Source organism: Larkinella ripae (genome assembly GCF_054780775.1).
The window spans coordinates 659,910-684,155 of record NZ_BAAGVR010000001.1 but is presented as its reverse complement, the minus strand read 5'-3'; the positions used below and the strand labels follow the sequence as shown (position 1 = coordinate 684,155).

General features: G+C 54.0%; 21 protein-coding genes. 13 read left to right on the top strand and 8 right to left on the bottom strand.

Translation table 11 applies throughout. The annotated features are described in order from the left end of the window. Positions 1-202 precede the first annotated feature (202 nt). Both ACYVHX_RS02950 and ACYVHX_RS02945 read left to right on the top strand, forming a co-directional pair. Complete coding sequence (locus ACYVHX_RS02950; RefSeq protein ID WP_460670098.1) at positions 203-760, top strand: RNA polymerase sigma factor; 558 nt, start codon at positions 203-205, stop codon at positions 758-760. Positions 761-805: 45 nt separating this feature from the next. Further along, positions 806-2,569, top strand: a complete 1,764-nt coding sequence (locus tag ACYVHX_RS02945) for a glycoside hydrolase family 9 protein (RefSeq protein WP_460670097.1) — start codon at positions 806-808, stop codon at positions 2,567-2,569. On the opposite strand, the gene ACYVHX_RS02940 is transcribed toward ACYVHX_RS02945, so the two are convergent. Next, a complete protein-coding gene (locus ACYVHX_RS02940; RefSeq protein WP_460670096.1) occupies positions 2,570-3,586 on the bottom strand; it encodes a zinc-binding alcohol dehydrogenase family protein in 1,017 nt (338 codons plus the stop codon). Between ACYVHX_RS02940 and ACYVHX_RS02935 the strand changes: the two genes are divergently transcribed. Together ACYVHX_RS02935 and ACYVHX_RS02930 are read left to right on the top strand one after the other, a co-directional pair. Continuing rightward, the gene (locus ACYVHX_RS02935) at positions 3,585-3,803 is read left to right on the top strand and encodes a hypothetical protein (protein WP_460670095.1); all 219 of its coding nucleotides are present in this window, start codon (positions 3,585-3,587) and stop codon (positions 3,801-3,803) included. The two genes, ACYVHX_RS02940 and ACYVHX_RS02935, sit on opposite strands and share 2 nt — an antisense overlap. A 227-nt stretch (positions 3,804-4,030) precedes the next feature. After that, positions 4,031-5,179 carry a fatty acid desaturase family protein gene (locus ACYVHX_RS02930; protein WP_460670094.1) on the top strand — a complete coding sequence of 383 codons (1,149 nt, stop codon included), beginning with the start codon at positions 4,031-4,033 and terminating at the stop codon, positions 5,177-5,179. A 26-nt stretch (positions 5,180-5,205) separates the two neighbouring features. On the opposite strand, the gene ACYVHX_RS02925 is transcribed toward ACYVHX_RS02930, so the two are convergent. Both ACYVHX_RS02925 and ACYVHX_RS02920 read right to left on the bottom strand, forming a co-directional pair. Further along, positions 5,206-9,120 carry a putative Ig domain-containing protein gene (locus ACYVHX_RS02925; protein WP_460670093.1) on the bottom strand — a complete coding sequence of 1,305 codons (3,915 nt, stop codon included), beginning with the start codon at positions 9,118-9,120 and terminating at the stop codon, positions 5,206-5,208. Continuing rightward, on the bottom strand, positions 9,030-10,301 hold the full coding sequence (locus tag ACYVHX_RS02920) for a putative Ig domain-containing protein (RefSeq protein WP_460670092.1): 1,272 nt from the start codon (positions 10,299-10,301) through the stop codon (positions 9,030-9,032). Before ACYVHX_RS02920 ends, ACYVHX_RS02925 begins: the two co-directional genes overlap by 91 nt. A gap of 234 nt (positions 10,302-10,535) precedes the next feature. On the opposite strand from ACYVHX_RS02920, the gene ACYVHX_RS02915 reads away from it, so the two are divergent. Together ACYVHX_RS02915 and ACYVHX_RS02910 are read left to right on the top strand one after the other, a co-directional pair. After that, positions 10,536-11,819, top strand: a complete 1,284-nt coding sequence (locus ACYVHX_RS02915; protein ID WP_460670091.1) for a M20/M25/M40 family metallo-hydrolase — start codon at positions 10,536-10,538, stop codon at positions 11,817-11,819. Between the two features lie 196 nt (positions 11,820-12,015). Further along, the gene (locus ACYVHX_RS02910; RefSeq protein ID WP_460670090.1) at positions 12,016-12,765 is read left to right on the top strand and encodes a hypothetical protein; all 750 of its coding nucleotides are present in this window, start codon (positions 12,016-12,018) and stop codon (positions 12,763-12,765) included. Between the two features lie 83 nt (positions 12,766-12,848). Here ACYVHX_RS02910 and ACYVHX_RS02905 read toward each other — a convergent pair whose 3' ends face one another. Next, positions 12,849-13,922, bottom strand: a complete 1,074-nt coding sequence (locus tag ACYVHX_RS02905; RefSeq protein ID WP_460670089.1) for a ScyD/ScyE family protein — start codon at positions 13,920-13,922, stop codon at positions 12,849-12,851. A 735-nt stretch (positions 13,923-14,657) separates the two neighbouring features. Between ACYVHX_RS02905 and ACYVHX_RS02900 the strand changes: the two genes are divergently transcribed. The 4 genes from ACYVHX_RS02900 (at position 14,658) to ACYVHX_RS02885 (ending at position 18,523) form a co-directional block, all read left to right on the top strand. Next, positions 14,658-15,305: a response regulator gene (locus ACYVHX_RS02900; RefSeq protein WP_460670088.1), complete on the top strand. Its 648-nt coding sequence runs from the start codon at positions 14,658-14,660 to the stop codon at positions 15,303-15,305. A gap of 124 nt (positions 15,306-15,429) precedes the next feature. Beyond that, entirely contained in the window at positions 15,430-16,389 is a 960-nt protein-coding gene (metF, locus tag ACYVHX_RS02895; RefSeq protein WP_460670087.1) for a methylenetetrahydrofolate reductase [NAD(P)H], read from the top strand. 70 nt (positions 16,390-16,459) lie between these two features. Further along, entirely contained in the window at positions 16,460-17,977 is a 1,518-nt protein-coding gene (locus tag ACYVHX_RS02890) for a glycoside hydrolase family 32 protein (protein ID WP_460670086.1), read from the top strand. A gap of 114 nt (positions 17,978-18,091) precedes the next feature. Continuing rightward, entirely contained in the window at positions 18,092-18,523 is a 432-nt protein-coding gene (locus ACYVHX_RS02885; protein WP_460670085.1) for a nuclear transport factor 2 family protein, read from the top strand. A gap of 163 nt (positions 18,524-18,686) precedes the next feature. Here ACYVHX_RS02885 and ACYVHX_RS02880 read toward each other — a convergent pair whose 3' ends face one another. After that, positions 18,687-19,013 carry a HesB/IscA family protein gene (locus tag ACYVHX_RS02880; RefSeq protein ID WP_460670084.1) on the bottom strand — a complete coding sequence of 109 codons (327 nt, stop codon included), beginning with the start codon at positions 19,011-19,013 and terminating at the stop codon, positions 18,687-18,689. 186 nt (positions 19,014-19,199) lie between these two features. Here ACYVHX_RS02880 and mce point away from each other — a divergent pair, with 186 nt between their 5' ends. After that, positions 19,200-19,604, top strand: coding sequence for a methylmalonyl-CoA epimerase (gene mce, locus ACYVHX_RS02875; protein ID WP_460670083.1), 405 nt, complete (start codon positions 19,200-19,202; stop codon positions 19,602-19,604). 208 nt (positions 19,605-19,812) lie between these two features. Continuing rightward, positions 19,813-21,189: a cystathionine beta-synthase gene (locus ACYVHX_RS02870; RefSeq protein WP_460670082.1), complete on the top strand. Its 1,377-nt coding sequence runs from the start codon at positions 19,813-19,815 to the stop codon at positions 21,187-21,189. A 43-nt stretch (positions 21,190-21,232) separates the two neighbouring features. Here the strand turns inward: ACYVHX_RS02870 and rsgA are convergent, their stop codons facing one another. The 3 genes from rsgA to ACYVHX_RS02855 are packed head-to-tail and all read right to left on the bottom strand — an operon-like array spanning position 21,233 to position 23,887. Further along, a complete protein-coding gene (gene rsgA / locus ACYVHX_RS02865) occupies positions 21,233-22,159 on the bottom strand; it encodes a ribosome small subunit-dependent GTPase A (RefSeq protein WP_460670081.1) in 927 nt (308 codons plus the stop codon). Between the two features lie 43 nt (positions 22,160-22,202). Beyond that, positions 22,203-22,586: a GxxExxY protein gene (locus ACYVHX_RS02860; RefSeq protein WP_460670416.1), complete on the bottom strand. Its 384-nt coding sequence runs from the start codon at positions 22,584-22,586 to the stop codon at positions 22,203-22,205. 41 nt (positions 22,587-22,627) lie between these two features. After that, positions 22,628-23,887 carry a 3-deoxy-D-manno-octulosonic acid transferase gene (locus tag ACYVHX_RS02855; protein WP_460670080.1) on the bottom strand — a complete coding sequence of 420 codons (1,260 nt, stop codon included), beginning with the start codon at positions 23,885-23,887 and terminating at the stop codon, positions 22,628-22,630. A 55-nt stretch (positions 23,888-23,942) separates the two neighbouring features. Between ACYVHX_RS02855 and ACYVHX_RS02850 the strand changes: the two genes are divergently transcribed. Next, positions 23,943-24,242, top strand: coding sequence for a phosphoribosylpyrophosphate synthetase (locus ACYVHX_RS02850; RefSeq protein WP_460670079.1), 300 nt, complete (start codon positions 23,943-23,945; stop codon positions 24,240-24,242). The last annotated feature ends 4 nt before the right edge of the window (positions 24,243-24,246 follow it).

The following is a 24,246-nucleotide window of genomic DNA, read 5'->3' as shown; positions in this document are numbered from 1 at the left end:
TAACCGGATTTTCGAGGGCAAAGCAGAGAAATAGGAATATAGCAAGGCACTGTTGCGCGATTGGTGAAAGCTTAAAGGTTTAACGCAGGTAAGTACAGGATAGCCCGTAGCACTAAAATGGGAATCTTAGAATAATAATTTATTCTTTTTGAGGAGTACCGTTCGCAAAAAGAAGAATACAAACCCACTCTAGCGACCTTCTATGGAATACTCGGTTCTAAGCGATGCCGTATTGGTGAAACGTCTCCAGTCTGGTGATGAAGAAGCATTTCAGGCCATTTACCACAAATATTGGCATCCGCTTTTTGTTGTAGCCCGGAAGAAGCTCTATTCGCAGGAAAATGCCGAGGAACTGATTCAGGATCTGTTTGTCGATCTGTGGGAACGCCGGGCCACGATTCAAATCGAGGACCTGAAGAAGTATCTGTTCGGAGCGGTGAAGTATAAAATTCTGAACCAGATCAAATCGCTGCTCATCAAGCAGAAATACGAAAATTTTAAGAATACCAGCCTTTCGGACTTCGACTGCCGCACGGAAGAACTGCTGGCGTACGAAGATTTGAACTCGGCGCTCGAAAAAGGCATTGCCCATCTGCCCGACAAAACCCGGCAGATTTTCCGGCTAAACCGCCTGGAAAACCAGTCGGTTCGGCAAATTTCGGCCTCGCTCTGCATTCCCGAGCGCACCGTCGAATACCACATCATGCAATCGTTGCGCACACTTCGCTCGCATCTGAAAGAATATGTAGGGGCGGTTTGACGGTTTTTCCGTTATTTCAGGGCGTGTAAACGTGCCCGCTCCCTTATGTTCTTCCGAATCACTCTTGCTTTTGCCATCAGCCTTTGCGCTTTTCTTGCCGGAAACGCCCAGCAACCCGCTCCGGCCATCCGCCTGAACCAGATCGGTTTTTACCCGAATGCCGCCAAACTGGCCATTGTGACGGGCGATGCTTCCGGCGAGTTCCGGGTGACGACGCCGGATTTGAAGAAAGTCGTTTTTAAAGGGACCCTCAGCGAAACGCGCCGGAATGCGGTTTCGGGAAAAACCGCCCGCACCGCCGACTTCTCGGCCCTCAAAACCGGCGGTACTTTTGTCGTGGTCGTTCCCGGCCTGGGCCATTCGCATCCGTTTGAGATTAAAACCGGCATCCACCGGGCCCTGGCAATTGGTTCGCTGAAAGGATTTTATTACCAGCGGGTTTCCGTTGATTTACCGGCGACCTACGCCGGCCAGTGGAGCCGTCCGGCGGGCCACGTCAGGGAAGATACGCAGGTGCTCGTGCATCCGTCGGCGGTGTCGCCCAATCGCCCCGCCAATGCGGTTTTGTCGTCGCCGGGGGGCTGGTACGATGCCGGGGATTACAACAAATACATCGTCAATTCGGGCATCACCACGGGAACACTGCTGGCCCTTTACGAAGATTTTCCGCAATTCTGCCGGAAACTGCAACTCAACATCCCCGAAAGCGGCAATACAATTCCGGATATTCTGGACGAGTCGCTCTGGAACCTGCGCTGGATGCTGACCATGCAGGACCCGGCCGATGGCGGTGTTTACCACAAACTGACCAACGCCCGGTTTGACGGGATGGTGATGCCGGACAAGGCCACGAAGGAGCGGTATGTGGTGCAGAAAAGCGTGACGGCCGCGCTTGATTTTGCGGCTGTGATGGCCCAGGCCGGACGGATTTTTAAACCATTCAGCCGGGAGTTGCCGGGCTTGTCGGATTCGTGCGTGACGGCGGCTGTTCGGGCTTGGGCGTGGGCGAAGAAAAACCCGGATCAGCTGTACCGCCAGAACGCGATGAACGAAACGTTCGACCCGGATGTGGTCACCGGCGAATACGGCGACCGCGACGCCAGCGACGAGTGGATCTGGGCGGCTGCCGAATTGTACGTCACCACCCGGGATGACGCGTATTACCGGGCGGTTAAGCTGTTTCCGGACGATAAAATGCCCTTGCCGTCCTGGGCGCAGGTCCGGTTGCTGGGTTATTACACCCTGGCCCGGTTTGAAAAAAAACTGAGTCCGCTGGGGCAAAAGGATCTACCGCAACTCAAAAAACAACTGACCGGTTTTGCCGATGAACTCATTCGGGATGTTGACAAACAGGCGTACCAAACCGTGATGGGCAAGTCGGCGCGGGACTACATCTGGGGCAGCAGCGCGGTGGCGGCCAATCAGGGTATTGCGCTGATTCAGGCGTATCGGCTGACGAACGACAAAAAATACCTGCGCCACGCCCTGACCAACCTGGATTATCTGCTGGGCCGCAACGCCACCGGTTTTTGCTTTGTGACCGGTTTTGGCGACCAACCGGTGATGAATCCGCACCACCGGCCCTCGGTGGCCGACGGCATCGAAGCCCCCGTTCCGGGACTGCTGTCGGGTGGGCCCAACGGCAACGCGCCCAAACAGGATAAATGCGAGGGGTATACGGCCACATCGGCGGACGAAATGTTTATCGATGCCTCCTGTTCGTACGCATCCAACGAAATCGCCATCAACTGGAACGCCCCGCTCGTGTACCTGGCCGGGGCGCTGGAAGCCTTGCAGGCCAATCTGTAACTACGGCATTTCCACCATCGCCTTGATGACGCCGTTGGCCGGATCGAGCCAACTCGCAAACTGGTCTTTTACCTGACCAAACGGCACCCGGTGGGTGATGTAAATAACCGGGTCGATCAAGCCCTGTTTCAGACAGTTCAGGACGTGTTCAAAGTCCTGGCGGGTGCCGTTCCGGCTGCTCATCAGGGTGGCTTCCCGCTTGTGAAATTCCGGGTGGCTCAGGCAAACGTCCCCGCGTTGCAAACCAACCAGCACAAACCGCCCGCCGTGGGCCAGGTACTGAAACGCCGTGTTGATCGCTTTCTGGTTGCCGGTGGCATCGATCACGACCGTCGGCATGTCGCCGTTGGTGATCGTGCGGAGCTGTTCGAACACGTCCGCCGAGCGGGCGTCAATCGTGTGCGGCACCCGCAGCTTTTCCTGGCAAAACGCCAGACGCGACTCGTTAATGTCCATAGCAATGACCTGTCCGCCCGCGATTCGCGCAAATTCCATCACGCCCAGGCCGATGGGACCGGCCCCGATCACCAGCACGAATTCGCCGGCTTGAACGTCGGCCCGCCGGATGCCGTGGGCACCGATGGTCAGTGGTTCGGCCAGCGCCAGTTCGTCCAGACTCAGGCCGTCGCCGGGCAGCAACGCATACGTCGGCACGCTCAGGTAGTCGACCATGCCGCCATCCATGTGAACCCCCGCAACCCGTAACCGGGCGCAGCAGTTGGTTTTTCCCCGCCGGCAGGCCACGCAGGTTCCGCAGTAAAAATACGGCATGATCGCTACCGGGTCGCCAATCTGAAAACCGGGAGCGTCGTCAAACTCCACCAGTTCGCCCGCCAGTTCGTGGCCCAGAATCCGGGGGTATTCAAAAAAAGGCTGCGTTCCTTCAAAGGCGTGAAGGTCAGTTCCGCAGATGCCGATGCGCTTGATTCTAACAATGGCGTGACCCGGTTTTAATTCCGGTTTTTCGCCGGGCCGGTAGTCAAACTGGCCGGGGGTGGTGCAAACTAAGGTGTTCATGGTTGTTCAAGGCCGTATCCTTGCCGTCTCCGTTGCGGTTTTTTGCGGCACGTTCAGTGAGCGGGCATTCAAGTTGTCTGCAAAGGAAAAGCAAAATCGGGGAAGAAACCTTGCCGATCTTAGCCGGGTAGTCGGTTATTTTAACATCTTTCCGGCTGGTCCGTCCCCGCTTGGTTCGGCAAAAGCGAAAGGACGCATTTCCGATTCCGGTTTTTAGCGATACACAGTGTAAGTATGCGCCTGACAGTCAGATAATTAAATTTAAATTATCGTTCGGCTTAAAATAGTTACAATATATATCACGCAGATAAAGTATAAATTACGGTTTTTCAGCGTTTTGTATACAATGTCAATATACAAGATTAAATAGCACATTTTTGAATCAGGGGAGCGAATCAGTCGTCACGGTTGACAGGTGCCTTGTAACCCGGAAACTGAACTAAGATGACGGCAAACGTAAAATTTCTCAACCGGGACAAATCGACCTTCTTTCCGGTACTTCGCACGCGAATCGAACAGCATTTTCAGGAGAAAGCCCTTTGCAAATCCGGCGGCTCGCCGATTTTGGGGAAGGCGATTTTCATGCTCAGCCTGTATCTGGTTCCTTACCTGCTCATTCTGACCAATGTACTGCCGGCCTGGGCGATGCTCATTCTGGCCGGCGTCATGGGCGTCGGGATTGCCGGGGTCGGCATGTCGGTGATGCACGATGCCAACCACGGCTCGTTTTCGTCCTCGATCTGGGTCAACAAACTCTTTAGCGGAAGTCTGTATCTGCTGGGCGGCAATGTGTACAACTGGAAAGTGCAGCACAATACCCTGCACCACACCTACACCAACATCGACCAGCTGGACAGCGACATTACGGGCAAACCTTTCCTGCGGCTTTGCGATCAGCAGCGGCTGCACAAAATACACCAATACCAGCACTGGTACGCTTTCCTGCTCTACGGCCTGATGACGTTTTCGTTTCTGGTGAAAGATTTCCGGCAGGTGGGCGAATTTAACCGGAAAGCCAAGTCGAAAGTGACCAAGCCCTTTTCGGCGCGCGAAATTCTGATTCTGCTGTTCAGCAAGCTGATGTACGGCCTGTTTATTGCCGGTTTGCCCCTGTTGCTGACCGATATCACGTTTGGGCAGTGGCTGCTCGGGTTTCTGCTGATGAATTTTGTGGCCGGTTTTGTGCTCAGTGTTATTTTTCAACTGGCGCACATTGTCGAGGAAGTGCATTCGCCGATCCGGAACGACGAGGGAAACATCGAAAATGCCTGGGCGATTCACCAACTCGAAAGTACCGCCAATTTTTCGGGCCACTGGCTGATGTCGTGGTGCATCGGCGGACTGAATTACCAGATTGAACACCATTTGTTCCCGTCGATCAGCCACATCCATTATCCGGCCATCGCACCGATTGTCCAGGCCACGGCCGAGCAATACGGCCTTCCGTATTACCAGAAATCATCGATTTTCGACGCTCTGGCTTCGCACATCGGGATGCTGAAAAAACTGGGCAAGCAGGCCGAACAAACCGTAGAAAGTTCATCCGTCGTTTGCAAAACCCAGCCGGTTTTTAGCCGTTCCCAACAGATTTAATCCGCTGAGAACGGCCTGATTACGTTTTACTGCTTCACTATTTTCAGCGTCTGCACCCGGCGGCTTCCTGCAATCCGCAGCACATACAGACCGGCCGCCTGGTTGGTAAACTGCAACCGGGTTTGCTGACGTTGCTGATTAACTTCCAGCCAGGTGTCGGAAATGGGGTGCCCGTTCAAATCGGTCAGCTGAAACCGCAGCGTTTCACCCTCGGCATCCTGAATTTCCGCGTCGAACTCATTGCCCACCACGGGGTTTCCTAAAACTGTTACTTTCCAGCGTTGGCGGTCTTCGGCCGAAGGAGCCGTCAGGCGAAGGGCGTTCGGGCAGGTCAGCGTTTTGGGCGCCCATTTCAGGGTATAATTCGAGTTGAGCACGTTGGCCGTGATGACGTGTGGATTGCCGTCTTTCAGGCTTTGTGGCGTCGGGAAGTAGTAGACGTGCTTGCCGTTGCCTTTGCCCGCGTCCCGAATATCCGACCGGAAAATATCGGCGGGAACGGAACCCAGACTCTGCCCATCAGCGAAGAACTCGACCGAAACCGGCGTATTGGGCTGGCTGGCGTCCCAGGCCCAGCCCCGGAACGAACCGCATTCCACCTTATCCAGAAATCCTTCAAAATTTCCGCTGACCGGCGGGTTGCCCGGATTCGGGTCTGGGTTCGGATTGGGGTTTGGGTCAGGATTCGGATTTGAACTGGAACACTGGAGCGTTTTGGGTCCCCATTTCAGCACGTAGCCGCTGTTCTGAACTTTGGCCGTAATGAGATAAGGCTGACCGGTTTTCAGCGATTCGGGCGTGGGGAAGCTGTAGGCGTGGTTGCCGTTGCTTTTTCCGGCGTCTTTCAAATCCTGGCGGTAGAGGTTGGCCTGCGTGCTGCCGATGCTCTGACCATTGGCGAAGAATTCGACCGAAACCGGGGCATTGGGCTGACTTTTATCCCAGACCCAGCCGCGAATCGAACTGCACTCCACTTTGTCCAGATAACCATCAAAATTCCCACTAACCGCAGGCGGCTCCGGTTGCTGACCCGGCGGAACGATGGTCACGGTTAAGCTGGCGGGCAGACTGACGCAGGTTCCGATCTTGCACACGGCGGTATAAACGTAAGTCGCCAGCGCATCCGTCGGCACGGTAATCGGGCCGGTTCCCGACAGTAGCGGATTCGTGCGGAGCCACGACAGTTCGCCGGTGCAGTTCGCAGCGCTCAGCACCACGTTCGTTCCCTGCGCAAAAGTGACGCTGGTCTGGCCGTTGTACAGATCCGGTTTCAGCGCCGTCGGGCTTTCAAAAGCCCCCAGGTCGATGGTGCTCTGCTGAACCCGGTTTTGGCCCGCCATATCCCTGTCGAGCGTATTCGCCGAATTCAGACCCACATTAATCGCTGGCGAACAGGCCGTCAAGCGAAAATTACCGCTGCCAGCGTCCACAAATTGGGGGTTCTGGTCGACGATGTTATGCCCCCCATCGACATAAGCCGTGCCGGCTTCAAGCAGGGAATGCTGGATTTGTACCGTAATGCCGGATTCGTTGCGGATGGAATTCGTGCCGCCACTGTTCCACAGGATGCAATTGGTCAGCCGGGGATTGACATTAGCGGCCAGTCCGTAATTATAAAGCGTTTGGCCCGATGGGGCGCTGTTGTTATAAAAGGTACAGTTGATCAGGAGAGGCATGGCCGAACCACCGTTGGTTGCGTAGTTGAGGATGGCTCCGCCGATGCTGTTGGCAATGTTGTTGCTGAAGGTACAATTAACGATCGTTGGGCTGCCTCCATAATTTGCGATAGCGGCTCCCGCATTGGCTCTGTTTTCGGTGAAGCAGCAATTCCGGATGGTGGGACTGCCGCCGTCGTTCAGAATGCCACCGCCTGCCGGGTTTCCGGCAGGTGCATTTCCTCCCGTAATCACAAAGCCGTCCAGGATCGCCGAATTTGAGGCATCAACCGTATAAATGACATGGTATACGTTATCCGTATAATCACCTTCGATGCCAATATCACCGCTGAGAACAGTAGGATGCAAGGCCGGATTGCGTTGTTCCGGCGTTCCGCCCCCTGCCGGAAATCCGCCCAGTAAAACGACCTCATCCAGTAAGGGGTAACTAAAACCGTTTTGCGCCTTATAAACTCCCTGAGCGACCCGTATTTCCGCCGGTCGGTTCTGACCGGCTACATTAATAGTTGCCTGGACTGAGCCTGACGCATTGTCCCAACTGCTGCCGTCCTTGCTACCCGCGCCGGTTTCCGTCACGTAATAGATTTTCGGGCCAAATGCCTGGCGGAGCGTGTTGTAACAGATCAGGTTTTTGGGCGCGCCTTTTAACGTGTACGTCGTGTTCAGAACCCGGGCGCTGATGCTGTGCTGCTGACCGTCCCTCAAACTTTGCGGTACCGGAAAGCTGTAAGCGTGTTTGCCGTTGCCTTTGCCCGCATTTTTCAGATCGTCGCGGTACACATCGGCCAGCGTGGTGCCAATCACCTGTCCGTCAGCCAGAAACTCAACGGTATACGGCGTGTTGGGCTGGCTGCGCTCCCAGACCCAGCCGCGTATGGAACCGCACTCCACTTTGTCCAGATACCCGTCGAAGTTGTTTCCGCTCACCGTCGGCGCATTTACGGTCAGGTTAACAAGCGTTGACGTGGTCACATTCTGGTTGTTTTTTGCCGCATAGCTTAACACAAAGGTCCCCGTTGCGGTCGGTGTTCCGCTGATTTTGCGGTTCCCCGCGTCGAAGTTCAGGCCCGCGGGCAGGTTCGTCAGCGAATACGTGAGCGACAGATTCTGCGGATTGACAAAAACCGGCAGCGTGGCGCTGAACGGTACACCCGCCGTGGCGGTTAGCGGAGAAATCGCCGGAGCCGTTACCGCGTTGTCGGCGCAGGCCAGAAATTTCGGACCGTCTTTCAGGACGAAATCCGTGTTTTCAATCCGGGCTTTGATCACTCGTGTCGCGCCGTTTTTCAGGTTTTGCGGCACCGGAAAGCTGTAGGCGTGGTTGCCGTTGCCTTTGCCGGCCTCTTTCAGATCCTGGCCGTAGAGATTTGCCAAAACCGTACCGACCACCGCATCGTCCGCCAGAATTTCCACCGAAACCGGGTCGTTGGGCTTCGATTTGTCCCAGGCCCAGCCGCGAATCGTGCCGCACTCCACTTTGTTCAGGTACCCATCGAAATTGGCGGAGGGGGTGTTCGGCTGCACGTTGGAAACGTTGGAGATGCTCAAATTAACCGGGACCAGCAGGCTTTTCTGAAAACCGTAGATGGCCACGTAGTTAAACTTGAACGTGCCCAAAACCGGGGGCGTTCCGGTGATCCGGCGGGTTTGCGGATCAAAATTCATCCAGACCGGCAGTTTGATATCAGTCGGCGATTGTCCCGGGCAATTGGTACAGTTCAGTTTCAGGGCTTTAACCTCCCGGTTATCCGCATCGACGAAGGGCGGCAACTGGAGGTTGAACGACTCATTAATTTTTACGGTCAGATTCGGAACTGTGGGCAGAGCCGGTTTTTTATATTCCCGAACCGCGATTCGAACGGGTGTCATGCCGGTATGTCCTTTGCTGTCGTCGGCCAGATAATAGAGAAGGTATCCTCCGTAGTCCAGCGCATTGACCGTTAATTTCCGGGTGCCTGCTTCAAAATTCATCCAGAAAGGCAGGTTGCCGGAGTTGCCCTGGCAATCGTTGCAGTGCAGCCGCAGGTTCTGAATCGGATCGCCGTCGGGGTCCGTAAATGCGGGCAGCGTTACGCTGTAGGTTTCACCGTATTCCAGGATTTTGTCGGCTACCGTCGGGGCGGTATTGGGGACAATGAAGAACGCAATTTCGGTATCCGTTCCGTTGCTGTATCCTAGATTCCGGGCCGTATATAATAACTTGAAATCCGTTGCGTAGTTAGGCGTTTTTCCGCTAATGGTGCGGGTGTTGGCATTATACTGCATCCAGGAAGGAAGATTGGAATAGGAACCGGATTCGCTGAAACAGTCGCACTCCAACTGGTAGGAAATCGGGTCGCCATCCGGGTCGGTGAAAGCTGGATGCTAAATGGCGTATTTTCTTTTATGACAATGCTGGGCAGCAGGGGCGCTACCGGTGGCAGGTTGGGCTCCACCACGATTGAAAAATCGGTACTCGTGAACTGGCTTCGGCTTTCGTTCCGGCCCGTGTAACGGATAAGGTAGCGGCCAGGTTTGGTGGGGGTGCCGGCAAGGGAACGCGTTAGCGCGTTGAACATCATGCCCGGGGGAATCGAGTATCCATTGGCATCATACAGAATGGCATCGCCTTCCTGATCGGTAAAAACCGGAAGTTGAACGGAAATGTGCTTGCCCTGCTGGATCTTGATGGGCTGAATCACGGGGGCGACAGCCGGTTGATTTAGCACCGAATTGGTGCTTTTGCCGGAAACAGTAACCGCAAATTCGCCCCACGAACCCGTTTTGCGAGCCTGATCATAGGCCGAATACAGCACTTTGATCTGCACGATTTTGTTCGGAGCTTTTCCGCTGAGGGTCCGGGTATTGGCATCGAATTGTATCCAGTTTGGCAAGGCGGAATGCGAACCGGATTCGCTGTAACAGTCGCAGGATAAATTATAGCTCAGCGCGCTGCCTTCCGGACTGGTAAACGCCGGAAGTTTAAAACTGAAGATTTGGTCTTCTTTGACAATCCGGTTGGGTAAAACGGGCACAACCGGGGGAAGGCTGGGCTCCACAATTACGGAGAACTCCGTCTCGGTGTATTCGTTTTCGTTTTCCGTTTTCCCCATATAATCAACTGGGTAAATGCCTGCGTTTGTGGGGGTTCCGGCCAGCGAACCTGTCAAAACATTATACATCATCCCCGGCGGAAGCATCGGCTCATGAACGTAATAGCGAATCGGGTCACCTTCGGGATCGGTAAAAGTGGGGAGCTTAACGGCAATAAACTGGCCTTCTTTGATTCGAATGGATTGGATCACCGGCGCGATCGGTGGCAGATTCAGGGCCGCGATAGCCTTAGTTTGGAGCGGGCGGAGCACAGCCGCCCGCCTTTTTTGAACAACCGGATCAGCCGCCGGGCGGTTTGCGAACGCGTTTAGACTCAACAAACCGAGCAGAAGAAGGAATAGATTTCGTTTCATCAGTGTGTATTTGTAGTATGCAGGAAATGAGAGGCTTAAAATTATCCTGCTGGGGCCAAGCCACCGGACGGATGCTGCACCGCCGGACGAAAAGCGTACCTTACCCGACCAAATGCGGGTCTGAAAGCACGAATGATTGAATGGTAACCGGAAAAGAAAGGCGGTTTTTGGCTCGAAAGGCGGTTTTTTGAAAAAGGCTGCTTAATTTGAGAATGAACCTGATGATTGCCCGAAATGACAAAGTTTTACCTTCTTGCGGTTGCCTTACTGGGCCTTTCGCCGGTGAGCTGGGCCCAGTCGCTGTCGCCCGTTGAGAAAAAAGTACTCGCCACCGTTCGGACCAACCACCCCGAAACCGAGAAGTTTCTGGAAAAAACCGTCAACATCAACAGCGGAACGCTCAACCTGGAGGGCGTCCGGCAGAATGGCAAACTGCTGGCGGACGAGTTTGAAAAGCTGGGGTTCAAAACCGAGTGGGTAAGGCTGCCCGATTCGCTGAACCGCGCCGGGCATCTGGTCGCCACCCGGCAGGGCAAGCGCGGCAAAAAACTGTTTTTGATCGGCCACCTCGATACGGTTTTTGAGAAAAGCCTGCCGTTTGAACCCTTCACGCGGACCAACGATTCGACCGCTACGGGCCAGGGAACCAATGATATCAAAGGCGGTAATGTGCTAATTCTGTCGGCTTTGAAAGCCTTGCACACGCACGGTTTGCTGGACGACGTATCCATTACGGCTTATTTTACCGGCGACGAAGAGAGCAGCGGTGGCCCCGAAAGCCGCCGGGATTTCATCGAGCGGGCCAAAAAGTGTGACATCGCCCTGGCCTTTGAAGGAGCGCAGGGCCTGAACGTCGTGACCACCGGACGACGCGGTGCCAGCAGCTGGACACTCAACGTCGTTTCGCGGACCGGCCATTCGTCGCGGGTGTTCTCCGATCTGGGCTACGGAGCCATTTTTGAAACCGCCCGGATCCTGAACGAGTTTCGGCGCGTATTGGGGCAGGAACAGTATCTGACCTTCAACCCCGGTTTGATCGTCGGCGGTTCGGATGTGAAGTATGACGAAAAATCGGCCCGGGCCGAAACAACCGGCAAAACCAACATCGTGGCGCCGTCGGCGCTGGTGAAGGGCGATCTGCGGTTTATTTCGGAAAAGCAGAAGGAAAGCGCCCGCGCCCGGATGCGCGAAATTGTGGACAAAAGCCTGCCGATTACCAAAGCCACCATCACGTTCCAGGACGGGATTCCGGCGATGGAACCTTCGGAAAAAAATGAAAAGCTGCGGGCCCTGGTCGATCAGATCAGCCGCGACATGGGGCTGGGGCCGGTCCGGTCGGGCGATCCGGGTTCGCGCGGAGCGGGTGACGTGTCGTTCGTGGCCGAATTCATGCCCTGTCTTGACGGTCTGGGCGCATCGGGCCGGGGTGCCCACAGCATCGAAGAAGATATTAACCTGAAACAATACCCGTTCCTGATTCAGCGGGCGGCCCTGCTGCTGTACCGCCTGACGCGTTGAGGATTTACGGTATACTGTTTACGGTTTTCGGTATCCGGTTTTCGGCGGGCCGTCGCTGCGGTTTTTCGCGCACCAATAGCCGTAGATTGAATCGTGAATACTGAATTTCGAAAACCGTAAACCGAAACCCGGATACCGAAAACCGTAAACCATTTACCCCGTACCGGGTTTATCGGATGTCCACACCCGTCAACCGATGAACCGAATCTCTTTTTCCCAGGCGATTACGACGATTTTACTGCTCCTGATGGTGCTGCCCGCAAAAGCCCAGTTTCGGCTGGATCTCGAATCGGGGGTCGTGCTCGGAACGGCGTATACCGACGTCCGGATTCCGAATCAGGGCGGTACGCTCGTTGATCTTTCAAAGGAGCTGAGTGCGAATCCCGTTGTATTTTACCGGGCACGGGTAGGATACACTTTTGCCAATCGACACACAATTTCGGCTTTGTATGCCCCGCTGACGGTTCGTTTTCAGGGGCAATTTGATCAGGATGTGAACTACAACAACCTGGTTTTTCCGGCCAATCAGCCCACGACGGCGTATTATAAATTCAACTCCTACCGGTTGACGTATCGCTATGATTTCGTTGTTCGCGAGCGCTGGCGGGTGGGCGCGGGTTTTACGGCTAAAATTCGGGATGCCGACACCCGGTTTGAGAACGAAGTAAACCGGGCCAGTTACGACAATGTCGGTTTTGTGCCGCTGCTGAATTTTTACGCGGCTTACTCACCCAGTGATCGCTGGACGGTTTTGCTGGAGGGCGACGCACTGGGCGCCAAGGCGGGCCGGGCCGAAGATATTTTTCTGGGAGCCGCGTATAACATCAGTCCCAAACTGGGTGTCAAGCTGGGTTACCGGGTGGTGGAAGGTGGCGCCAACACCGATGAAATTTACACTTTCACCTGGATCAATTACGCATCGGTGGGCGTGCTGCTGACGCTTTAAACCGCAAAAAACCGGTTTTGACCACCAACAAAAAGCGGCAGACCCATTTCACCGGGTCTGCCGCTTTTTGTATTCAGGCTGGCTTATTTCGTCGCCATTACTTTTACGATCTTGCCAACTTTGTCCGCATTATAAACGACATAATACGTGTCAGCCGTCCGGCTGGGCAAAATATCAACGGGATTGTTGGGTCCAACCATAACCAGGGTGGTGCCCGCATCGTCACCGCTGGCAATCCGGCCATTGATAGGAGGACCGGCTGCGAATCCGAATTCGGTAACGATGGGTTTCCCGCCGGGCGTCAATGCAATGTCCGTCAAGCCTGTAAATCCGGTCTTATACGTAGTTACCGTTCCGGTAGCCCCGTTGGGAGTTACGTGGAAAACAGAGGCCAGGCCCTGGTGGAAGGGAGCTCCGGTTAAGGAAGTAACCCAGAATTTCGTGCCGTCAAACACAATTCCGGTTGGTACGACATCGCCCGAAAATGGTTTTGGACTTCCGGTTATATCCGGGAACGTGGCATAAACACTCAAAGCGCCCGTGTCTTTGTTCCGGCGAATGACGGCGTTGGCACCCGCATCAACGATGTAAAGATCGCCTTCTGGTCCGAACGTGAGATTATACGGGTTGGAATCTTGCGGGGTATTGAGGGGCGGGTTCTGGGCGAAAATGAACTGGCGGATGTCCTGTCCGGTCAGCGTACTGGCCGCAATCGGGGCCGTAGTTCCGGGTACAAAATTCGACACATCCACGATGTAGAGTTTATCGTCGACCCCGTGCAGGATGTACAATTTTCCGTCTTTGTAAATCAGGTGGTTCAAGCCTTCCGGTCCACCCTCCGGACTCTGGGCGGAAAGAAAGCCCGTAATCGCCGGGTAAATCGCTCCGGACGGCGTAATGACCGAAACCTGACCGCTGGCCGGACTTGCCGTGCCGCTTCCGGCTTCCGTAATCCAAAGGAATCCTCTGGGATCTTCGGTTACGCCAATCGGCGACATCAGATTGGAGGCTACCGGATCACCTGTCACCGCGAGAGTCTGCGGATTGGGAAAACTGTGATCCTGAATCTTGACCAGGCAACTGCTGACCGTAAAAAGCAAACTGCTTACAATGGTCAGGGATAACAAGGTCCGAAATGTAGAACGCGCAATGGTCATAAGAAAAATAGTTAGAGTGAATATTAAGCGGGATTGGGGAACAAAAGCGGGTATTTAATGAGCGGTTGCAAGTTAGCGCAGCCCGGGATTACCGGTAGCGAATATTTACTATATGGTGACATTTTTTCAGGATGGAGCAGCCATTTTCGGGCATGAAGGGGTTAGCGGTTTACTACCTGGGTATTTCTGGCACAAATTATTCAAAATGCATACGTAGTATCCGTTAATTTATTTGACGGAGGCATTCTCCCGGTTTCGTTGGTGAGGAGCAAACCTCCGGACGCGAATCCGGTGCGGGCTTGTTCCGTTTTCTGCTGATCTGCCCGGCGCCCGTTATCAGGAACCTTGCCGCTCAGCGGGGGTAAATCGGCCGGCACAAACGTACGGGATGCGGCTCAGATAGACTATAACGCTTGTTCCCAAAACCATAACGCGTGTTCCAGAAACCCTCAAAAATGGGAAAAACCGCCGATTTGCCGCTGGGTGCAACGGGAACGAAAGGTTTGTCGCGCGGGCCTGAAGAAAAAGGCCAGTTGCCGGTCAACGGGCGGACTCAGATCAGGAACTTTCTGTTGAAAGACTACAATCCGCCTTTACCGAACAGGCCGGTTCTGATTAGCCGTTCGATAAATACCTGCCGGCTTAAGTAAAATTACCATTTGAAAATAGGAGAATAGTACTTGGATTAAAATCTGATTTTTCTAACTTTCAGGGTCTTACATAATCTCTGCTAATGTGAAAACTTCTATCGCTATCGTCGACGACCATCGGCTGTTCGTTCAGAACATGGCTGATCAAATTCAGAAGTCCGAGAATTATGAGGTGGTTCTGATTGGCCGGAACGGGCGCGATCTGATCCGCTACCTCAGCCGCAACACCTGTCCGGATGTTGTTCTGCTGGGCGTGCTGATGCCCGAAATGGATGGGTATGAAACCGTGACGTATCTGCAAAAACATTGCCCAACCGTCCGGGTGCTGGCCTTGTCGACGATGGACCGCCGGGAAAACATGATCCGGATGCTCCGCAACGGCGCGCAGGGTTACCTGCCCAAAACGTGTTCGGCCACCGAACTGCATCAGGCGCTGGATGAGCTTTGCACCAAAGGCTATTCGTACGCGGGCGTGATGACCAACCAGCTCATCCGCAACCTGAACCCGACCGGAAACCGCCTGCCATCGGAATACTGGACCTTCAGCAACCGGGAGCAAACGTTTCTGAAAATGGCGTGTAGTGATCTGACCTACGCCGAAATTGCCGACCGGATGTGCGTCAGCGCCCGAACCGTCGATGGCTACCGCGAAGCGATCTTCCAGAAAATGCAGGTCAAAAGCCGGGTCGGCATGGCCCTCGAAGCGGTTCGCTGGGGGTTGGTGCAACTCTAAACCGATTATCTCCGATTTTCCCGTATTTTTGCATCGTGTACGGCTGGGTGGTAACTACAGCCGTACGCGGTTTTCTGTCGGCGCTGGAGCAGCCAGGCCGGTCTACGGTTCCAACCAAACACCCATGGCTAAAGTATCTGATCACATCCGTCAGGCAAACGGAAAAACGATCTTTTCAATTGAAGTAATTCCCCCCATCAAAGGCGACAATCTCAAAAACCTGCTGGACAATATCGAGCCGTTGATGGAGTTCAAACCGCCTTTCATCGACGTCACCTACCACCGCGAAGAGTACATCGAGCGCCCGGAACCCGACGGCACCATCAAAAGAATCATTACCCGCAAACGGCCCGGAACGGTCGGAATCTGCGCGGCAATTCTGCACAAATTTGGCGTTGATCCGGTGCCGCACGTGCTCTGTGGTGGTTTTACACGGGATGAAACCGAAGACTTTCTGATCGATTTGAACTACCTGGGCATCGACAACGTGCTGGTGTTGCGGGGTGATCCGGCCAAACCGTTCGATACGTTCAAACCCAAAACGAACGGCTATACCTACGCCAGTGAACTGGTGACGCAGGTGGCCAACATGAACCGGGGTATTTATCTCCACGAAGGCGAAAGTGCCATGACCCCCAGTAGTTTCTGTATTGGTGTGGCGGCTTATCCCGAAAAGCACTTCGAAGCCCTCGACCACGACACGGATTTCAAGTATCTGAAGCTGAAGATCGACAAGGGAGCCGACTACATCGTCACGCAGATGTTTTTCGATAACCAGAAATACTTTGACTTCGTGAAACGGTGCCGGGAAGCCGGCATTACCGTGCCGATTATTCCGGGGCTGAAACCGCTGAGCACCCGCAGGCAGTTGCAGGTGTTGCCGCGTTTATTCCACCTCGACATGCCCGCCGATTTTGTCAAGGCGGTGGAAGCCTGCGAGAACGACACCCAGGCGCGGCAGGTGGGCATCGAGTGGTGCATCCAGCAGGGCCGGGAATTAACAAAAGCGGGTGTTCCGGGTTTGCATTTTTATACGATGGGCAAATCGGATAATATCGTTAAAATTGCCCGGGAGATTTTCTGATGGCCCAGCCAGGTGACCGCTTACGTCCAGCCTCCGGCTAAAAACCGCCCTCTAAACCCGCAACCCAACCATGAAACTCTCGTTTATTGCCCTAGCTTTGAGCCTGATTGTCAACGGCCTGACGGTTTTTGCGCAGGACACGGCCTACAGCCAGCCCTTCCGCCCGCAGTATCATTTTTCACCCCGCATCAACTGGACCAACGACCCGAACGGGCTGGTGTATCACGGTGGCGAATACCATCTCTTTTACCAGTATAATCCGAAAGGCATTCGCTGGGGACACATGACCTGGGGCCACGCCGTGAGTCCGGATTTGTTTCACTGGAACGAACTGCCGCCCGCCATTGCCGAAGATGACAAAGGCATGATTTTTTCGGGCAGCTGCGTGGTGGATGCGAAAAATACGAGCGGTTTTGGCAAAAACGGGCAGGTGCCAATGGTGGCGATTTATACCAACCACCGCGCGGATAATCAGAGCCAGCACCTTGCCTATAGCCTGGACAAAGGCCGGACCTGGACAAAATACGAGAACAATCCGGTGATTGACCTCAAACAAAAGGACTTCCGCGACCCAAACGTATTCTGGCACGAACCGTCCAGGCGCTGGATCATGAGCGTGGTGTTACCGACGGACAAAAAGGCCCTCTTCTACAGTTCGACGGATCTGAAGCAGTGGACCAAAACCGGCGAGTTTGCCTCGGCCGATTCGCCCGGAAACATCTGGGAATGTCCGGCCCTGCTGGAAATGCCGGTGGTGGGCTCCAAACGTACCAAATGGCTGCTACTTATTTCGATCGGGGCCGGAACGCCCGCGGGTGGCTCGGGAATGCAGTATTACATCGGTGATTTCGACGGCAAGGCGTTCCGCAGTGATTTCAAACAGGGCGATGTGCGGTTTGTCGATTACGGCAAGGATTATTACGCGGCCATTACGTACAACAACACGCCCCGCAAACTCAGCATCGGCTGGCTCAACAACTGGCAATACGCCAACGATCTGCCGACGAACCCCTTCCGGGGCGCCATGACGCTGCCGCGCGAGTTGAAAATTGTTCAGACCAAAAAAGGCTACGAACTGCGGCAGGAGGTGGCCCGGGACATTCGTCCGCTTACCTCGGACAGTTTCCAGTGGCGGGGCCTGGACACCAAAGAACTGAACCGGAGTCTGGATTCAAACCGCATCAAAGGTGATGTTTACGTGCTGACGCTGGAAGCCGAACTGACCGGCGGAAACGCGGGCGATCTGGGCGTGAAAGTGCGAAAAGGTTCGGGCGAAGAAACCGTCATTGCCTACAACACCGCGAAGCAGGAAGTGTACGTTGACCGTACCCGGTCCGGAAAAACCGCCTTTAAGAAAGAGTTTTCGGGGCGGTTTTCGGCCCCGCTGAAACGGGAAGACAGCCCGAACGGGCGCATCAAAATGCAGCTATTTGTGGATCGTTCGTCGGTGGAAGTATTTGTCAACGACGGGCAGGTAACCCTGACGAATCTGATTTTTCCGAAACCCGACAGCCAGGGCTTCGAATTTTTTGGCGACGGTTTTCGGGCCGTTACCATCCGGAACATTGAGTCGGTCTGGCCGGAATAATTGCTAACGGTCTTGGATGGGGATTATATGGATTAAAAGTGGAATTCAATAATCAGTAAAGTAATCCGGGTTACTCCTTTAATCCGTGTAATCTCCGTTCAAGATCCTTCTCCTATGAAATCCTTCCTTCTTTTTACCAGTCTGTTTATCAGTTCCTTCGCTTTCGCGCAAAACTCGGCCGATGAAAAAGCCGTTCTCGAAGTAGAAAAACAACGGTTTGACGCGCAGGTAACCCGAAACTATGCGGTTTTGGAAAAAGTATTGGGCGACGACCTGATCTACAACCATTCCAACGGCAATCAGGACGGCAAGCAATCGTATATCCAGTCGCTCAAAGATGGGAAACAAACCTACGAATCCATCGGGATTCAGGAGCAGAAAATCCACTTGTACGGCAACACGGCGGTTATCAGCGGCATTTGTCTGGTGAAAGCCAGCAACAACGGACAAACCATCAACTCGAAACTGCGCTACACCGACGTATACATCAAAAAAGGCACTCAGTGGCAGATGGTCGCCTGGCAATCGCTGAAATTGGCGAATTAATCTGGGTAACCTCAGTTCAAGACAGAATAGATAAAAAAAAGCACCGCGTGGAAGCCGACGGTGCCTTTAAACAATCCTAATCAAGAAATATTTTCTAGAGGGACGAAAGGAGAAACGTATTGTAACTGTCCGTTCGTCCTTTCCTGCTTTTTTCTTTCAATTCTTATACTGAAAAACTCTCTCCGCAGCCGCAGGTCCGGCTGGCGTTGGGGTTTTTAAACTGGAACCCTTTGCCGTTCAGGCCGTCGGAAAAATCCAGTTCGGTGCCAGCCAGGTAAAGCAGGCTCTTGCGGTCGACGTAAATCTTAATGCCTTTGTCTTCCACGATGTGGTCGTTGGGCTGTTGCGACGTATCGAATTGCAGATCGTACATCAGCCCGGAGCACCCGCCACCCTGAACCGCCACGCGAATGGCATAATTGTCGTTCAGGCCATCTTTCTGGCGGAGTTCAATAATTTTATCTTTGGCTTTATCCGTTACCGAAACCATGAGAATGTGTTGTATTTGGTCACTAAGGTAAAAACCGCACACCGAAAAGAAAAGTTTCTTCAAAAACTCCGCCTAACTCGGTTCGTCTCTGTGCAACTCTGCGAAATAACTGGTTAACTTGTGCAAAAGAACACGTGCTGTTTCGCGGAGGGAAGCGAAGAGTAGCGGAGTCAAGCGGAGGAAGTCATGACGAATGTAGAGCATATTGGCATTGCGGTGAAGAGCCTGGCGGTTTCCAATGCTTTGTTTGCGAAATTGTTGGGTGAAAAACCGTACAAGTCTGAAACCGTCGAATCGGAGGGCGTGACGACTTCCTTTTTCAGGGTAAACCAGACCAAGATTGAACTGCTGGAAGCCACCCGGCCCGACAGCCCGATTGCGAAGTTTCTGGAAAAAAAGGGCGAAGGCATCCACCACCTGGCGTTTGAGGTCACCGATATTTACGCCGAAATCGAGCGCCTGAAAACAGAAGGCTTCACACCCTTGAACGAAACGCCCAAACGGGGTGCCGACAACAAGCTGGTTTGCTTTCTGCACCCGAAGGAAACGAACGGCGTGCTGGTGGAGTTGTGTCAGGAGATGAAGGAGTAAAGGGAGGAAAGTGTAAAGGGAGGAAGGGGAGAATTACAACCAGCCGTTTCAACTGTGGCAAATAAGCGATCATTTAAAAAAAGCGATGTGGGGTGTAGAAAACAGGTGTTCCTGCCGACTTTGACGAACTGGCGAAACAATCCCGCTCGTTCAACCATTTCCACCGGCAAGTCGTTACCTTTTTAGAAAACCACGAAACCACACAACCATGAAGTATTACAATTCCATCATCGATACCATCGGCGACACGCCCCTGGTGAAGCTGAATAAAGTGACGAAGGGTATCCGGGGGACGGTTTTGGCGAAGGTTGAATACTTCAATCCCGGCAATTCGGTGAAAGACCGGATCGCCATTCGGATGATCGAGGACGCCGAAAAGGCCGGCATCCTCAAACCGGGTGGTACCATCATCGAGGGAACCAGCGGCAACACCGGTTTCGGGCTGGCGCTGGCGGCCATTGCGAAAGGCTATAAGTGCATTTTTACGATGGCCGATAAACAGTCGAAGGAGAAAATTGATATTCTGCGGGCGGTGGGCGCCGATGTGGTCGTGTGTCCGACGAACGTGGAGCCCGACGATCCGCGCTCGTATTACTCCGTGGCCAAACGCCTGAACCGCGAAATCCCGAATTCGCTGTATCCCAATCAATACGATAATCTATCGAACACGGCGGCCCATTACGACACGACCGGCCCCGAAATCTGGCGCGATACGGAAGGAGAAATCACCCACTTTGCCGCGGGGGTCGGCACGGGCGGCACCATTTGCGGAACCGCCAAATTCCTGAAAGAACAAAAACCGGGTGTGGTCACGGTCGGGATTGATACCTACGGTTCGGTGTTCAAGAAATACAAGGAAACCGGTATTTTCGACGAGCGTGAAATTTACCCGTACCTGACAGAAGGCATCGGCGAAGATATTCTGCCGCAGAATGTCGATTTCAGTCTGATCGACCATTTTGTGAAAGTGACCGACAAAGATGCCGCCATCATGGCCCGGCGGTTGTCGAAGGAGGAAGGTTTGTTCGTCGGCTGGTCCTGCGGATCAGCGGTGCACGGGGCGCTGGAATGGGCGCGTGACAACCTGACCGACGACGACGTCATGATCATTATTCTGCCCGACCACGGCACGCGCTACCTGGCCAAGATCTACAACGATGCCTGGATGAAAGACCACGGTTTTCTGGAATCGCGCGAATTTTCGACGGCCCGCGACATCGTCCGCAGCAAAAACGGCAAAGGAATGCTGACAACCGTCGGCCAGGAACTGAAAGTAGGCGACGCGATCCGGCTGCTCAACCAGCACAGCATCTCGCAAATACCAGTGACCGATGCCAGCGGGGAAATCGTCGGCAGCCTAACCGACTCGACCATTCTCGGTAAACTGATCGAAGACCCGACGGTGAAAGACCTGAGCGTTGGCGAAGTCATGGACAAACCGTTCAAATTCGTCGCCCTCGACAACACCGTGGATGTGCTGTCCTCGCTCATCGACCGCGACAACAAGGCCCTGCTCGTCCGCGACGAAAGCCAGCAAGTCTACATCATTACCCAGGCCGATCTGCTGGCAGCGATAACGAATTAAGAATGATTCGGTATGACGGGGCCGCCCCGTCATACCGAATCATCTATCGCCTGTTGTCTTCCCCCGACACCATGCCGAGGTAGCTCCAGTAGCGGCTTTCGGCGATTTCGCCTTCGTTGACGGCTTCTTTGATGGCGCAACCCGGTTCGTTGATGTGCAGGCAGTTGTGAAACCGGCACTGGTTCAGTCGGTCGCGCATTTCGGGGAAATAATGGCTTATTTCTTCTTTTTCCATGTCGGCTAGCCCCAATTCCTTGATGCCGGGCGTGTCGATGATGAAGGTATTGGGCGCAATTTCGAACATCTCGGCGAAGGTAGTGGTATGAACGCCCTTGTTGGCAAAGGTCGAAACCTCATTCGTGCGGAGTTGCAGATCCGGAGCCACGGCGTTGACCAGCGACGATTTGCCGACGCCGGAATGCCCCGATAACAGGTTAATTTTCTGATCGAGCAAATCCCGAAACGCATCGACGTTTGCGCCTTCGGTGGCCGAGGTTTCCAGGCAGGCGTAGCCGATGGTTTCGTACAAATCGATGATTTCGCGCTGGTAGTCCAATCCCTCTTCCTTCAGGATATCGGCTTTATTGAACACCAGCGTCGTCGGGATGCGGAACGATTCGGCGATGACCAGAAACCGGTCGATGAACCCCAGCGAGGTGCGCGGAAAGGCCAGCGTAACGATCAGCACGGCCTGGTCGATGTTGGCGGCCAGAATGTGTCCGTGGGCGGTTTTGTGGACCGATTTGCGGATGATGTAATTCTCGCGGGGCTCAATGCCGGTGATGACGACGGTGTTTTCAATCTCATCTTCCAGTTCGTACTGCACGCGGTCGCCGACGGCAATCGGATTGGTAACTTTCAGCCCCTGAATCTTGAATTTGCCTTTCAGCCGGGCGCGGTAAATGTGTCCGTCGGTGTTGCGGACTTCGTACCAGGAGCCGGTAGAGCGTATGATTAAGCCGGTTTGCAAAGTTGAGGTTATGGGATTGTTACACAGGATTGCTCAGAGTGCATCAGAGGTTATCAGAGATTTTAAAAGCAGGATTGATAACCCGACGGACTCCATCTTTTAACAAATTAACACGAAAATTGATTAGTAAACCTAAATGAAAATGACCCAATTTTAGATAGGTTAGCGTTTGGGCGAAATGGACATCCGTTAGTGCTTCGACGGTTTTTAGCTCAACCACAACGTTTCTTTCTACCAATAGATCCATTCGATAACCGTGGTCCAGTTTTTTTTCTTTATACACAATCGGCATCGGTTTTTTACGCTCAACATATAAACCCGTTTTGGTCAATTCATACGCCAAACATTCCCGATACGCCGATTCCAGCAAACCCGGTCCCAATGCCCGATGGACCTCAATCGCCGATTGGATGATCTTCTGAGAAATTTGATTTAAAAGAATCTCTGATGCACCCTGGTTTTCTATGATTACCTCTGTGTAACAACCTTTGCTACAATCTCCATCACTTTAGACGTAGCCCCCGTGTTCCGGGTAACGTAATCACCGGAAACCGCAGAAGCCTTCGCCAGAGCCGCCGAATCCGCGTAAAACCGCCGGAAAACCGCTTCGAGTTGAGCCGGGTCCGACACCGGAAAAGCGCCCCCGGTTTTCGCCAGATCGACGGCTTCCTGAAATTTTCCGTAGTTGGGACCGAAAAACAAGGGCATCCGAAAAGTGGCCGCTTCCAGAATGTTATGCAGGCCTTTCCCAAACGCCCCGCCGATGTACGCAAACTCGCCGTACTGGTAGAGCGACGACAGCATCCCGACGTTGTCGATGATCAGGTTGTTGGCGGAGCGGAGGAGCGCAGGCGGGCGGGATTGCGCTTCCGAAAACCGGACGGTCTGACCGGGGAGCTGACTCCGCCACCGTTCGATTTCGTCGTCGTGGATTTCGTGGGGCGCGATGATGACCTTCAGCGGCTGGTCAAACCGGTTCAGAAACGGAAGCAGCACCTGCAGGTCGGCCTGCCAGGCACTTCCAACCACCAGCAGGGGTTGCTCGTTTTTGAAGTCCCGGGCAATCGGAATGTCTTTGCGGGCGTCGGCCACCTGTTTCACCCGGTCGAAACGGGTGTCGCCCGCCAGCGTCACGTTCGTCACGCCAATGCGGTGAAGCAGATCGACCGACTCCTGATTCTGCACCAGCAAATGGTCGAAAAACCGCAGGAACGAGCGGTAAAAACCGCCGTACGGTTTGAAAAAGAGCTGATCGGATCGGAAAATCGCCGAAAACGCCAGGGTTGGAACCTGCCGGTTTTTCAGTTCCCGCAGGTAATTGTACCAGAACTCATACTTGATAAAAAACGCAATTGCCGGCTGGACGAGCTGGACGAACTGCCGGGCGTTCTCGGGCGTATCGAACGGCAGATATAAGACAAAATCGGCGCCGGCGTAGTTTTTCCGGACCTCGTAACCCGATGGCGAAAAGAACGTGAGCAGAATTTTGTAGCCGGGATACTGCTGCCGGAACGCTTCCATCACCGGTCGGCCCTGCTCAAATTCGCCCAGCGACGCGGCATGAAACCAGGCAATCGGTGCGGCATTATCGGCTAATTTTGCGTTTATTTGCCGAAACCATCCGTCGCGCCCCCGAACGGCCAGCCGGGCTTTGGGATGAAACCGGGCTGCGAGCTGAAGCGTAGCCTGGTAGAGTCGGATGGAGGTGTTATAAAGTGCAGCGCGCAAGCGGATGAAGCATTGGTTCGAAGGTGCAAAACTACAAACTTAACGCATACCCCCCATGCAAACGTACGATACCCTCGTCGAAGCCCTCGATGATCTGACGAAGAAAGGCTACACGCTCGACTTTAATCTGGCCGAAAACTGCCTTGTTTGCCGGGGTGCTAATCTGGAACTCCGGCCCGAAGAATTTGAAATTACGGAAGTCTACCGGTTTGAAGGCATGAGCGATCCCGACGACAATACGGTTTTATACGCCATCGAGTCGAAAAACGGCCAGAAAGGAACGCTGGTCAATGCCTACGGCCCGTATGCCGATGCGATGTCGAGCGAAATGGTGGAAAAATTAAAAATTGAATGATCCG